Genomic DNA, 12,529 nt, shown 5'->3' with positions numbered 1-12,529 from the left:
CTCGCCACGTTCACCGGCCGGCCGGGGACGGGGAGGACCTTCGGGTGACATGACCGGACTGCTCACCGGCGACGATCTGCTGGCCCGCGCGGAGGCCGCCCTCGCGGTCGCGCTGCCCGACGCGCTGGGCGTCGAGTTCGTCGATCCCCACGCGCCTCTGGACGGTGTCGCCCTGCCCGTCTCCGGGATCGCCGTCACGCCCGCGGCGACCCTGCACGCGGCCGCGCTCGGCGCCGCGATCGAGCTCGCGGGCTACCTGGCCGTGCTCCCGACGCTCACGCCCGCCCAGCACGCCGTGACCCACCAGATCTCGACCCAGTACCTCCGCCCGGCGCCCGCGGGCCGGCGTGTGCGCGTGGTCGGCAGGCTCGCCAAGCGGGCCCGCGAGCTCGCCTTCGTGACGGTGACGGCGAGTCTCGAGGGCTCGCCGGAGCGCCCGGTCGCGCTGAGCCAGGTCACGAAGTCGGTGGTCGCGGCCTGAGGAGCGTGTCCTCGGTCGCTGCCCGGCGGCGTCGGGATACCTAGACTCGCCCGCCATCGCCACCTCGACCGCCGCCCGGGCGTCCGCGCGGCCCACCCGACCGCCGCACGGCTGGACCGTCGTCCTCGACCGCCGGGTCCTGCGCGTCGACGGCGGGCGCACGCTCGTCGGGGGCTCGCCGCCGCGCGTGCTGCACCTGTCGCCGGCGGCGTACGGGCGTCTCGCCGGACCCGCCGGGATCGCGCCCGACGCCCGGCTCGTCGTCACCGACGCCACCTCCGCGGCCCTCGCGCGTCTGCTCACCGACGCGGGCGTCGCGCACCCCGAGCCGACCCATCCCGACGCGCCGTCGCCGGCCGACGTCTCGGTGGTCGTCCCGGTGCGTGACCGCCCCGCCGAGCTCGCCCGCCTGCTCGACGCGCTGCGCGCCACGGCCCCGGGGCTCGGCGAGGTGGTCGTCGTCGACGACGGCTCCGCCGACCCCGCGGCGACGGAGCGGGCGGCGTTCGGCGCGCGCGTCGTGCGCCACGCGACGTCCCGCGGCCCCGCCGCCGCCCGCAACACCGGCGCCGCCGCGGCGTCCGGCGCGCTCGTCGCGTTCCTCGACTCCGACGTCGTCCCGGAACCCGGCTGGCTCGCGCCGCTGCTCGGGCACCTCGCCGACCCCGCCGTCGCCCTCGCCGCCCCCCGCATCGTGGCGTGGCGTGCACCCGGGTGTTCGAGCGATGCGGCTTTGCTGGCGTCTGACGCCAGGATCGCCACATCCTCGCTCGCGCGACACGCCGTGGCCCGCTACGAGGAGCGGCGGTCGAGCCTGGACCTCGGTGCCCGTCCGGCACCCGTGACCGCCCGGTCTCGGGTGGCCTACGTGCCCAGCGCGGCGTTGCTGGTGCGCCGCGAGGCGCTGGGCGACGGGTTCGCCGAGGACATGCCCGTCGCCGAGGACGTCGACCTCGTCTGGCGTCTCGCGGGAGCCGGGTGGCGGCTGCGCTACGAGCCGGCGTCGCGGGTCGCGCACGAGCACCGCGACGCCGTCGGCCCGTGGCTCGCGCGCAAGGCGTTCTACGGCACGGGCGCCGCGCCGCTCGCCTTGCGCCACCCGCGCCGCGTGCCGCCGGTGGCCCTCGCGCCGTGGACCGCGGCCACCGTGACGCTCCTCGGCCTCCAGCGCCGGTGGAGCACCGTCGCCGCAGGCGCGGTGACGGCATTCGCCGCGGTCCGCCTTGCGAAAGGTCTGCACGACGCCCGACGACCCAAGCCCGGCGTGTCGCCACAGCGAGGATGTGGCGATCCTGGCGTCAGACGCCAGGAAAGCCGCATTGCTCGAACGCCCTGGCTCCCCGCCGTCCGGCTCGCGGCGGTGCTCGCGCCGTGGGGGCTGGGCGGGGCGGCGTGGCAGGCGGCGGGGGCGCTGACGCGGCACTGGTGGCCCGCGGCCGTCGTCGGGGCGCTCGTCTCGCGGCGGGTCCGCCGAGCACTCCTCATCGCGGCGACGGCCGAAGGGCTCGCCGACTGGTGGCGCTTTCGCGAACCCGGCGCGACTGACGTGGTCGGGCACGTCGTCGCGCATCGCCTCGACGACCTCGCCTACGGCGCGGGGCTCTGGTGGGGCGCGTGGCGGCACCGCACGCTCGCCCCGCTGCGCCCGGACCTCAGCGGGAAGGGACCCGACCGGTGACCCCGCGCGTCCGCACCGTCGCCGTCGGGCGCCCCCGCACCGTCCCCGGGCCCCGCGACGGCGAGTCGACGAGCACCGCCATCTGGAAGGAGCCCGTCGAGGGCCCCGTCGCGGTCGGGGCGGAGAACCTCGCAGGCGACGAGCAGGCCGACCGCGTCAACCACGGCGGGCCGGAGAAGTCGGTCTACGCCTACGCCGAGGAGGACCTCGCCTGGTGGCGCGCGGAGCTCGGCGCCCTCGACGACCAGGTCTTCGGCCAGAACCTCACCACCGTCGGCTACGACCTGCGCGACGCGCGGGTCGGCGAGCGCTGGCGGATCGGCACCGCGCTGCTCGAGGTGGTCCAGCCGCGCATCCCGTGCTTCAAGCTCGGCCTGCGCGCCGGCGACCGCGCCATGCCCCGGCGTTTCGTCGCCGCCGTCCGGCCCGGCGTCTACCTCCGAGTCATCACTCCGGGGACGCTCGCGGCCGGCGACACGATCACGGTGCTCGACCGGCCCGAGGACGGCGTCCCGGTGGCCGAGGTCTTCGCGATCTTCCACCACGACCGGGCCCGCGCGGCCCGCCTGCTCGACGCCCCGGGTCTGCCGTCCTGGTACCACGAGTGGGCCCGCAAGCGCCTGGTCTGACCCGCGCTCCCCGGCGTGTCGCGCACCCGAGGATGTGGCGATCCTGGCGTCACACGCCAGCAAAGCCGCATTGCTCGAACGACCCCGCGCCGCACGCCCCCGACCACGCCCCCGACCACGCCCCCCGACCACGCCCCCGATCACCCCCGAACAGGGCGCGATCGGAGGTGCGCTCAGCGTGAAGTTCCACCCCCTCCGAACGGAGGGGGGCTCGGCTGTCCGTACCGGCCTCTTTCGGGCATCGACGTCACACCGTGACCGGTCCTCGGGCCGCAGATTCGGCGCTGCGACCCCGTTGATTCCGCGACTGCGGATCGAGCACGAGGACGCCCTCCGACCAGGCGATTCCGGGGCCGCAGTGGATGTTGCGCCGCCTCCACGACGGGGGTGTGATGTGTCCGCCGCCACGCCGGAGATGGTCGGCAACTCGCGCGCGCCACCGCCAGCGGTGGCGGGTGCGGTTCGAACACCACCACCACGTCCTCGGTCTCGACGTCAGGGCTCCGGTGCCTCGTCGCTGGGCCGAGTGAGGAGTGAGGTCCATGGCACGCATCCGGACCACCGTCGACGGCCTCGTCTACGAGGACGACGTCGAGCCGCGCATGCTGCTCGTCCAGTACCTGCGTGAACGACTCGGCAAGACGGGCACGGTGATCGGCTGCGACACCAGCAACTGCGGAGCGTGCACCGTCCACCTCGACGGGATGAGCGTGAAGTCCTGCTCGGTGCTGGCCGTCCAGGCCAACGGCGCCGAGGTGCTCACGGTCGAGGGGCTCGAGCGTGACGGCCAGCTGCACCCCGTGCAGCAGGCCTTCCACGACAACCACGCCCTGCAGTGCGGCTACTGCACGCCCGGCATGATCATGCAGTCGATCGACCTGCTCGGGGACAACCCCGACCCCTCCGAGCAGGAGGTCCGTGAGGGCATCGAGGGCAACCTCTGCCGCTGCACCGGCTACCAGAACATCGTCCGGGCGGTCCAGGACGCGGCGTCGAAGATGAAGCCCGGCGCCGCGGCCCCGACCCAGCCCGCCGGCCAGCCCGTCGCGGGCGGGGGCGCCTGATGACGACCACGGAGAACACGCCGACCCAGGAGATCGGGCGCGACCGCCGCCGCAAGGAGGACCGGCGCCTGATCACCGGGCGGACCCGGTGGACCGACAACCAGGCCCTCACCGGCCTGCTGCACATCTCGATCGTCCGCAGCCCGTTCGCGCACGCGGACATCAAGGGCATCGACACCTCGGCGGCCAAGCAGGTCCCGGGCGTCGTCGCGGTGTACTCGGCGGCCGACCTCGGCGCCGACCAGGTGCAGCTGCCCTGCGCCTGGCCGATCACGAAGGACATGAAGGCCCCGCAGCGCCCGGCGCTGGCGGGCAGCCGGGTCAACTTCGCCGGCGAGGGCGTCGCGGTGGTCGTCGCCCGCAGCGCGGCGATCGCCAAGGACGCCGCCGAGCTGGTCGAGGTCGACTACTCCGAGCTCGAGCCGGTCCTCGACATGGAGGAGGCGCTCAAGGACGGCGCCACCCTCGTGCACCCCGAGATCGGCACGAACGCCAATGCGCAGTGGGTGTTCGACTCCGGTGAGGCCGGCTCGGGCGGCAGCGTCGCCGAGGCGCTGAAGAAGGCCGAGTCGGACGACGACCAGATCATCGTGCGGCGCCGCTTCCGCCAGCAGCGCCTCGTGCCGGTGTTCATGGAGCCGCGCTCCACGGTCGTCGACCCGAACGCCGAGCAGCTGACCATGTGGTCGTCGACCCAGGTCCCGCACATCCTCAAGACGATGCTGGCCCTGACGCTCGGCCTGCCCGAGCACAAGATCCGCGTCATCGCGCCGGACGTCGGCGGCGGGTTCGGCGGCAAGATCGCCGTCGCGCCCGAGGAGGTCGTGACCCTGCTGGTGGCCCAGAAGACGGGCAAGCCGGTGAAGTGGACCGAGACCCGCTCGGAGTCCCTGCTCACCGCCCACCACGGCCGTGACCAGGTCCAGGAGCTGGCCATGTCCGTCACCAAGGACGGGCGGATCACCGGCCTGGACGTGCGGCTGATCGCCGACATGGGCGCCTACCTCGGCCTCGTCGGGCCGGGCGTGCCGATCCTCGGCGCGTTCATGTTCAACGCGATCTACAAGATCCCGGCCTACCGGTTCGACTGCACCAACGTCTTCACCACCAAGACGCTCACCGACGCCTACCGCGGCGCCGGCCGCCCGGAGGCCACCTTCGGCATCGAGCGCCTGATGGACGAGGCGGCCCTCGAGCTGGGCATGGAGCCGCTCGAGTTCCGCGAGAAGAACTGGATCAAGCACGAGGAGTTCCCGTTCACCACGGTCAGCACGCTGACCTACGACACGGGCAACTACGAGGCCGCCACCGCGCAGGCCAAGCAGATGTTCGACTACGACGGCCTGCGCCGGGAGCAGCAGGAGCGTCGCCGCCGCGGCGACGTCAAGCAGCTCGGTATCGGCATCTCGACCTTCACCGAGATGTGCGGTCTGGCCCCGTCGCGCGTGCTCGGCTCGCTCGATTACGGCGCCGGCGGCTGGGAGACCGCATCCATCCGGATGCAGCCCACCGGCAAGGCCGAGGTCGTCGTCGGCGTCAGCCCGCACGGGCAGGGCCACGAGACGGCGTTCTCGCAGATCGTCGCCGACCAGCTCGGCGTGCCCTTCGAGGACGTCGAGATCCTCCACGGCGACACCCAGTCGTCGTACAAGGGCCTCGACACGTACGGCTCGCGCTCGCTCGCGGTCGGCGGCATCGCCGTCGTCAAGGCGGCCGAGAAGGTCGTCGAGAAGGCCAAGCCGATCGCCGCGCACATGCTCGAGGCCTCCGAGGGCGACCTCGAGTTCTCCGGCGGCAAGTTCACGGTCAAGGGCACCGACAAGGGTGTGGGCATCCAGGACATCGCGCTCGCGGTGTTCGCCGCCCACGACTACCCCGAGGGCATCGAGCCCGACATCGACGCCCACGCGACGTTCGACCCGGAGAACTTCTCGTTCCCGCACGGCACGCACCTGTGCGCCGTCGAGGTCGACACCGAGACCGGCTTCGTCGAGATGTACAAGTACGTCTGCGTGGACGACGTCGGCAACGTGATCAACCCGCTGATCGTCGAGGGCCAGGTCCACGGCGGACTGGCGCAGGGCATCGCCCAGGCCCTCTACGAGGAGGCCGCGTACGACGACCAGGGCACGCTGCTCTCGGGCACGCTGGTCGACTACACGCTGCCGTCGGCGGCGGACCTGATCAGTTTCGACACCGCGAACACCACGACCGCGTCGACGACCAACCCGCTCGGGGTCAAGGGCGTCGGCGAGGCCGGGACGATCGCCTCGACCCCGGCGGTCGTGAACTCGGTGCTCGACGCGATCCGCCACCTCGGTGTCAAGGACATCGACATGCCGACCACCCCGTACCGCGTCTGGACCGCGATCCAGAACGCGTCGGGTCACGCCGGCCGCGCCGACGAGGCGAACGTCGCCTCGCCGGGTGCCGGCCTCGGCTCCACCGCCCGTGACATGCCCGAGGGAGGCAACCTGTGATCCCGGCCCAGTTCGACTACGTCCGGCCCACCACGGTCGACGAGGCGGTGCAGGCCCTGCGCGACGGCGGCGACGACGCCAAGCTCCTGGCCGGCGGCCAGAGCCTGTTGCCGGTGCTGCGGCTCCGCATGGCGGACCCGTCGCTGATCATCGACCTCGGTGGCATCCCGGAGCTCAAGGGTGTCCGCGAGGAGGGCAACGAGGTCGTCGTCGGGGCGATGACGTCGCACTACGACGTCACCCGTGACGACACGCTGCGCCAGCACGTCGCCCTCATCGGTGAGGCGACGAAAACGGTGGCCGACCCGCAGGTCCGCCACCGCGGCACCCTCGGCGGGGCCCTGGCCCACGCCGACCCGGCCGGCGACCTCGCCGCGCCGGCGCTGGCCCTCGACGCGCAGTTCGTCATCGCCGGTTCGGGCGGCACCCGGACCGTGGCGGCGGCGGACTTCTTCGAGGACTACTTCACGACCGCGATCGGCGAGGGCGAGCTCCTCACCGAGATCCGCTTCCCGAAGTACACCGGGTGGGGCGCGCGGTACGAGAAGTTCAACCGGGTCGCCCAGGCCTGGTCGATCGTCGCGGTCGCCGCCACCGTCAAGGTCGACGGCGGGAAGATCACCGACGCCCGCATCGGCCTCACCAACATGGCGGGCACGCCGGTGCGCGCCCGTGGTGTGGAGTCGGCGCTGGTCGGGCAGTCGGCAAGCGAGGACACTGTGCGTCAGGCCGCCCAGGCCGCCGCCGAGGGCACCAGCCCGACCGCGGACGCGGACGCCGGGTCCGACTACCGCGAGCACCTCGCCCGGGTGCTCACGGGTCGGGCCGTCCTCGCCGCGGCAGGCTGACCACGTCGAGCCAGTCGTCCGACGACCCGATCGTCACGACGCCCCGGCCCGCCCCCGCACCCGCGGGGGCGGGCCGCCGTCGTGATCCGCACCTTCTCAGGAGGAGCCCGTGAAGCTGGAGAACGAGTTCACCGTCCCGGTGGACATCGACACCGTGTTCGACGCCCTCAACGACCCGGAGAAGGTCACGCCGTGCTTCCCGGGCGCCACCCTCGACTCCCACGACGGTGACGACTTCACCGGCACTGTCAAGGTGAAGCTCGGCCCGATCTCGATGACCTACAAGGGCAAGGGCACCTTCGTCGAGCGGGACAAGAGCAACCACAAGGTCGTCGTCGACGCCCAGGGCCGCGACTCCCGCGGCAACGGCACCGCGTCGGCGAAGGCCACGCTGACGATGACCGACGGCGGCGGCGGCAAGACCAAGGTCAACGTCCTCACCGAGATGCAGGTGACCGGCAAGCCCGCACAGTTCGGGCGCGGCGTCATGTCCGACGTCGGCGACAAGATCCTCGGGCAGTTCGCGTCCTGCCTCGCCGACGAGTTCGGCGGCGGGGGCGCCCCGGCGGCCGCCCCGGCGTCGGGCGCCTCGTCGAGCCCGAGCGGCGGCAACGGCACCGCGCCGGCCGGCGACGCCGTCGCGACCTCCGGCGGCGACGCGCCGGTGAGCGCGCCGGCCGCGCCCACCCCGGTGTCCGCCGGCTCCGGCGCGCCGGCCGCCGCGGCGATGCCCAGCACGGTCGCCGAGGCGGCCAAGGCCGACACCGGCGCCAAGCCCGGCGGGTCCGTCGCCGCGGCGGCCACGAGCGCCGCGCAGGGTGCGGCGTCGGCCGGTCAGTCGACCCGCCAGCGCGTCGAGGCGATCGACCTGCTCGACAGCTCGCGCGACGCCGTGCTCAAGCGGCTCGCCCCCGTGGGCATCGGCGCCGGCGTCCTCGCCGCGATCATCGCGATCATCCTCATCGCGCGGGGCCGCTCGTCGTAGCGCGCTCGCGGTGTTCTCCAGCGAAGGGCCCCTTCGGTCGACCAGTTCGATCGACGGGGCCCTTCGCTCGTCCGGGGTCGCGCCCGATGTCCGGCGAGGGGCGCCCGTCGACCGTCGACGCGATCGACGGTGCCCTTCGCTCGGAACCACCCCGCGCGCTCTGCGAGGCTGCGCCCCGTGCCTCCCGGTCCCACGAACACGATCGTCGACGTCCCCGGCCTGCAGGTCGGGCACGCGGAGCTGACCGGGGAGGGGGCGCTGTCGGGGACGACGGTCGTGCTCCCGGACCCCGAGGGCGCGGTCGCGGGCGTCGACGTCCGCGGCGGCGGGCCCGGCACGCGCGAGACCGACGCGCTCGACCCCCGCACGCTCGTCGAGCGGGTGCACGCCGTGGTGCTCACCGGCGGCAGCGCCTACGGCCTCGCCGCGGCGTCGGGGGTCGCCGACGCGCTCGGCGCCGCCGGCCGCGGGTTCCCCGTCGGGGGGCCCGGCGAGGTGGTGCCGGTCGTGCCGGCGGCCGTGGTCTTCGACCTCGGCCGGGGCGGCGACTTCACCGCGCGCCCGACCGCCGAGCTGGGCGCCGCCGCGCTCGCCGCGTGCTCCGGCACCGCGCCGGCACAGGGCGTCGTGGGGGCGGGCTGCGGGACCCTGGTCGGCGGGATCAAGGGCGGGGTCGGGTCGGCGTCGGACGTGCTCGCCGACGGCAGCGTCGTCGCCGCGCTGGTGGTGGTGAACGCCGCCGGGTCCGCGGTCGACGCGGCCACCGGCGAGCTGTGGTCCGCGCGCCACCTCGGGGCCGGCGACGTCGAGCCCCCGGCGCTGCCCGGTGACCGCGCCGCCCTGCTCACCGCCCTGCGCGACGCCGCCGCTCCGCCGACCCTGAACACCACCATCGGCGTCGTCGCCACCGACGCCGGGCTCTCGGTCGCGCAGTGCGCGAAGCTCGCCGCCGTCGGGCACGACGGCCTCGCCCGCGCCGTGCGCCCCGTGCACGGCATGACCGACGGGGACACGCTGTTCGGCCTCGCCACCGCCACACGCCCCGCCCCCGACCTCGCCGGCGTGCAGGAGATCCTCACCGCCGGCGCCGACTGCGTCACCCGCGCCGTCGCCCACGCCGTGCTCGCCGCCCGCTCGGTGCCGACGCCGGCGGGCTACTGGCGCTCCTACCGCGACCTGGTGGCGGGCGCCGTCTGAGGTTCCGGGGGAGGGAGCGAGGGACGCCCTCGCTGCGCCCCACGCACCGAAGGTGACCCTCGCTCCGCACGGCGTGGCGTCGCACGCACCGAAGGTGACCCTCGCTCCGCGGCGGGGCACCATGGAGCCCGTGAAGGGCTACCGCGAGGAGCGGGTGGCGCCCGGGGTCGTGCTGTGGCGCAGCGACGGGGCTCCCGGCACGATCCTGCCCGACGGGTGCCTGGACCTGATCTGGAACGGGCGCGGGCTGGTCGTCGCCGGCCCGGACGCGGCCGCGCGGTTCAACGACGGGGGCGGGCGGACCCACGTCGGCCTGCGGTTCTCCCACGGGCGCGGGCCCGCCCTGCTCGGGCTGCGCGCCGACGAGCTGCGCGACACCACGATCACGCTGGACACCGTGTGGTCCGCCCCCGCGGCACGGGAGCTCACCGAGCGCGTGGCCGGCGACCCGGCCGGCGTCCTGCGCGGGGTCGCCACGGGGACGCCGCCGGACGCCGAGGACCGGTTCGGCGCGCGGGTCTTCGCGGCGCTGGCGCAGGGCACCGACGTCGCGACGCTCGCGGACGCCCTGGGCACGACGGTCCGCACCCTGCACCGGCGCAGCCTGCCGTTGTTCGGCTACGGGCCCCAGCACCTCGGCCGCATCCTGCGCCTGCAGCGGGCGCTGGCCCGGGCCCGCGCGGGCATCCCGTGGGCGGAGGTCGCGGCGACCGAGGGGTTCGCCGACCAGCCCCACCTGGCGCGGGAGGTCCGCACGCTCGCGGGCACCACGCCGACGGATCTACTCCGGTAGCGGCGCGAACAGGTCCACCGAGGCCCCGTCGGGGTCGTGCACGGTCGCGTAGCGCATGCCCCAGAACGCGTCCCAGGGCTTGAGCTCGCCGTGGTACCCGGCGTCGACGAGCGCGGCGTAGGTCGCGTCGACCTCGGCGGGGGAGTCGCACGCGAAGGCGAGCGCGCTGCGGTGGCCGCCGGCCGGCGGGGTCCACGACGCGTCGAAGGACCTGATCGTGTCCTCGGTGTCGAAGGCCAGGTGCAGGCCGGCGCCGAGGTCGACGTCGACGTGCGGCTCGGTGTCGGCCCCGGGCGGGATGTCGACACCGAGGCGGCGGTAGAAGGCGAGCGAGCGGGCCATGTCGGAGACGACCAGCTCGAAGAGGGCGAGACGAGGAGGCATGGGAGTCACCGTAGGGACCGGCCGCCGGGCGCGGCTTGGAGCGATCGGACAGGATGCCGGGGGACGCAGCGGAGCGGAGCTCGACCTCGGGAGGCAGCGGTGCACCGCGAGGAGCGCGCCCTGGGGTTCGCCCCGCCGCTGTGCCCGGACAACCTGTTCGGCCATCTCGTGGCCACGGCCGTGCCCGGCGTCGAGGAGTGGCACGACGGTGCCTACCGCCGCACGCTCGCGCTGCCCGGCGGTCCCGGTGTGGTCGCGGTGCGGCCGGGCGCGGAGCACGTCACGGCGACGCTGCACGTCACCGACGCCGCCGACGCCGACGAGGCCGCCGGGCTCGCGCGCCGGGTCCTCGATCTCGACGCCGACCCCGCCGCGGTCGACGCGGTCCTGCGCGCCGACGAGGTCCTGCGGCCGCTGGTCGACGAGGCGCCGGGCCGCCGGGTCCCCGGCTCGCCGGACCCCGCCGAGTTCGCGGTGCGCGCGGTCCTCGGCCAGCAGGTCTCCACGGCCGCGGCACGCACGCACGCCGCGCGGCTCGTCCGCGGCCACGGGACACCGCTGCCGGACGGCCTCGCCGGCCCCGGCAGCACGCTGACCCACCTGTTCCCGAGCGCCCCGGCGCTGACCGCCGTCGACCCCGACGAGCTCGGCATGCCGCGCACGCGCAAGCGCACGCTGCTCACGCTGGTCGCCGCGCTGGCCGACGGGGAGGTCGTGCTCGACCCGGCCGATGTCCCGGCCAGCCGGGCGGCGCTCGCGGTCCTGCCCGGGATCGGGCCGTGGACGGTGGACACGGTCGCCATGCGTGCTCTGGGCGACCCCGACGCATTCCTGGCCGGCGACCTCGGCGTGCGGGCCGCGGCCGAGCGCCTCGGGCTGCCCGCGCGCGACCGCGACCTCGTCGCCCGCGCCGAGCCCTGGCGGCCGTTCCGGGCCTACGCCACCCAGTACCTCTGGGCGGCGCTGGACCACGCCGTGAACGTCATGCCAGGGTGAATCACGGGGACGATCACGGAGGTGCCCGTGGACAGCGACGACCCGCTGTGGGGTGCGCTCGACCGCGTCGCGGAGACGCCGACCCTGCTGGTGGCCTGCGCGTTCGACGGCGCGCTGGCCCCGGACGAGGGCGATCCGGCCGAGGCCCGTGCCGAGCAGGTCTCCTCCGAGGCGCTCAACGTCCTCGTGGCGCTGCACGGCACCGCGGTGGCCGTGGTGTCCGACCGGCCCGCGGACGAGGTCGCCGAGCTGATGTTCCTCTCGGGCGCCAAGGGCGGCGCCCGGATCGTGACGCCGGAGGGGGTCGCGGCGCTGCGCGACGAGCTCGGGGCGACCGCCCTGGTCGCCGTCGGCGTCGCCCCGACCGGTGAGCCGGTGCGGGGCGACGTCGTCGTCGGGGTCGGCGAAGAACTCGCGGTCGGCTCGCCCTACGAGGTCGAGGACGTCGACGACGTCGCCGAGGTGCTCGAGGAGCTGGCGAGCCTGCGCCGGCGCATCTGACGCTAGAACAGCACCCGGTCCCGCGCCTCGAGGTCGAGCAGCGTGCGCTTGCGCTCGAGGCCGCCGGCGTAGCCGGTGAGGTTGCCGTCGGCGCCGACCACGCGATGGCACGGCACGACGATGGCGACGGGGTTGCGGGCCATGGCACCGCCGACCCGGCGCGCGTCGGCCGGCCCGAGGCCGACCGCGGCCGCGAGCTCGCCGTAGCTGACCGTGTCGCCGTAGCCGACGGACCGCAGCTCGTCGAGGACGCGGCGGTCCCAGGCCGGGTGGCCGGAGAGGTCGACGGGGACCGTGAACTCCCGCAGCGTGCCGTCGAGGTAGGCGTCGATCTCGCGGCGGGCGAGGTCGAGGGTCTCCTCGGCGGCCGCGCCGCGGGGGGTGTCACCGTCGACGGGGGAGAAGCCGAGCAGGGTCAGGCCGTGCTCGGACGCCTCGAGGTGCAGGGGACCGATCCGGGTCTCGTGGACGACGCTCATGTCCTGGAGAACAC

The 12,529-nt window shown here is 74.9% G+C and carries 13 protein-coding genes; 11 read left to right on the top strand and 2 right to left on the bottom strand.

The genetic code is table 11. From position 1 onward, the window contains the following. Nucleotides 1–49: 49 nt before the first annotated feature. From QSK03_RS09040 to QSK03_RS09000, 9 genes are all read left to right on the top strand, one after another. Complete coding sequence (locus QSK03_RS09040; protein ID WP_285650694.1) at nt 50–481, top strand: PaaI family thioesterase; 432 nt, start codon at nt 50–52, stop codon at nt 479–481. A 187-nt stretch (nt 482–668) separates the two neighbouring features. Then, complete coding sequence (gene mftF, locus QSK03_RS09035; RefSeq protein ID WP_285650691.1) at nt 669–2,159, top strand: mycofactocin biosynthesis glycosyltransferase MftF; 1,491 nt, start codon at nt 669–671, stop codon at nt 2,157–2,159. Then, nucleotides 2,156–2,788: an MOSC domain-containing protein gene (locus tag QSK03_RS09030; RefSeq protein WP_285650689.1), complete on the top strand. Its 633-nt coding sequence runs from the start codon at nt 2,156–2,158 to the stop codon at nt 2,786–2,788. The genes mftF and QSK03_RS09030 overlap by 4 nt, the downstream gene beginning before the upstream one ends. Before the next feature lie 542 nt (nt 2,789–3,330). Beyond that, nucleotides 3,331–3,852: a (2Fe-2S)-binding protein gene (locus tag QSK03_RS09025; protein WP_285650687.1), complete on the top strand. Its 522-nt coding sequence runs from the start codon at nt 3,331–3,333 to the stop codon at nt 3,850–3,852. Beyond that, nucleotides 3,852–6,332, top strand: coding sequence for a xanthine dehydrogenase family protein molybdopterin-binding subunit (locus QSK03_RS09020; protein WP_285650685.1), 2,481 nt, complete (start codon nt 3,852–3,854; stop codon nt 6,330–6,332). Before QSK03_RS09025 ends, QSK03_RS09020 begins: the two co-directional genes overlap by 1 nt. Beyond that, complete coding sequence (locus tag QSK03_RS09015; protein ID WP_285650682.1) at nt 6,329–7,180, top strand: FAD binding domain-containing protein; 852 nt, start codon at nt 6,329–6,331, stop codon at nt 7,178–7,180. Before QSK03_RS09020 ends, QSK03_RS09015 begins: the two co-directional genes overlap by 4 nt. A gap of 109 nt (nt 7,181–7,289) precedes the next feature. Further along, the gene (locus QSK03_RS09010) at nt 7,290–8,165 is read left to right on the top strand and encodes an SRPBCC family protein (RefSeq protein ID WP_285650679.1); all 876 of its coding nucleotides are present in this window, start codon (nt 7,290–7,292) and stop codon (nt 8,163–8,165) included. A 177-nt stretch (nt 8,166–8,342) separates the two neighbouring features. After that, entirely contained in the window at nt 8,343–9,362 is a 1,020-nt protein-coding gene (locus QSK03_RS09005; RefSeq protein ID WP_285650676.1) for a P1 family peptidase, read from the top strand. A gap of 130 nt (nt 9,363–9,492) precedes the next feature. Further along, nucleotides 9,493–10,155, top strand: coding sequence for a helix-turn-helix domain-containing protein (locus QSK03_RS09000; protein WP_285650673.1), 663 nt, complete (start codon nt 9,493–9,495; stop codon nt 10,153–10,155). Here the strand turns inward: QSK03_RS09000 and QSK03_RS08995 are convergent. Then, a complete protein-coding gene (locus tag QSK03_RS08995) occupies nt 10,144–10,539 on the bottom strand; it encodes a VOC family protein (protein ID WP_285650671.1) in 396 nt (131 codons plus the stop codon). The genes QSK03_RS09000 and QSK03_RS08995 overlap by 12 nt on opposite strands. A gap of 99 nt (nt 10,540–10,638) precedes the next feature. On the opposite strand from QSK03_RS08995, the gene QSK03_RS08990 reads away from it, so the two are divergent. Both QSK03_RS08990 and QSK03_RS08985 read left to right on the top strand, forming a co-directional pair. Continuing rightward, nucleotides 10,639–11,535, top strand: a complete 897-nt coding sequence (locus QSK03_RS08990) for a DNA-3-methyladenine glycosylase family protein (RefSeq protein WP_285650669.1) — start codon at nt 10,639–10,641, stop codon at nt 11,533–11,535. A 21-nt stretch (nt 11,536–11,556) separates the two neighbouring features. Next, nucleotides 11,557–12,036, top strand: coding sequence for an HAD family hydrolase (locus QSK03_RS08985; RefSeq protein WP_285650667.1), 480 nt, complete (start codon nt 11,557–11,559; stop codon nt 12,034–12,036). 2 nt (nt 12,037–12,038) lie between these two features. On the opposite strand, the gene QSK03_RS08980 is transcribed toward QSK03_RS08985, so the two are convergent. Next, nucleotides 12,039–12,515, bottom strand: coding sequence for a methylated-DNA--[protein]-cysteine S-methyltransferase (locus QSK03_RS08980; protein WP_285650664.1), 477 nt, complete (start codon nt 12,513–12,515; stop codon nt 12,039–12,041). Between the last annotated feature and the right edge of the window lie 14 nt (nt 12,516–12,529).

This window comes from Actinomycetospora sp. NBRC 106375, from assembly GCF_030269665.1.
Lineage (GTDB): Bacteria > Actinomycetota > Actinomycetes > Mycobacteriales > Pseudonocardiaceae > Actinomycetospora.
Note: the sequence above shows the minus strand (reverse complement) of the source record. Positions and strands in the feature narration are given on the sequence as shown.

Excerpts from the sequence above, each read along its gene's own strand:
- QSK03_RS09020 (WP_285650685.1), top strand. The coding sequence starts at position 3,852 with ATGACGACCACGGAGAACACGCCGACCCAGGAGATCGGGCGCGACCGC.
- QSK03_RS08995 (WP_285650671.1), bottom strand. The coding sequence starts at position 10,539 with ATGCCTCCTCGTCTCGCCCTCTTCGAGCTGGTCGTCTCCGACATGGCC.
- QSK03_RS09025 (WP_285650687.1), top strand. The coding sequence starts at position 3,331 with ATGGCACGCATCCGGACCACCGTCGACGGCCTCGTCTACGAGGACGAC.
- QSK03_RS09040 (WP_285650694.1), top strand. The coding sequence starts at position 50 with ATGACCGGACTGCTCACCGGCGACGATCTGCTGGCCCGCGCGGAGGCC.
- QSK03_RS08980 (WP_285650664.1), bottom strand. The coding sequence starts at position 12,515 with ATGAGCGTCGTCCACGAGACCCGGATCGGTCCCCTGCACCTCGAGGCG.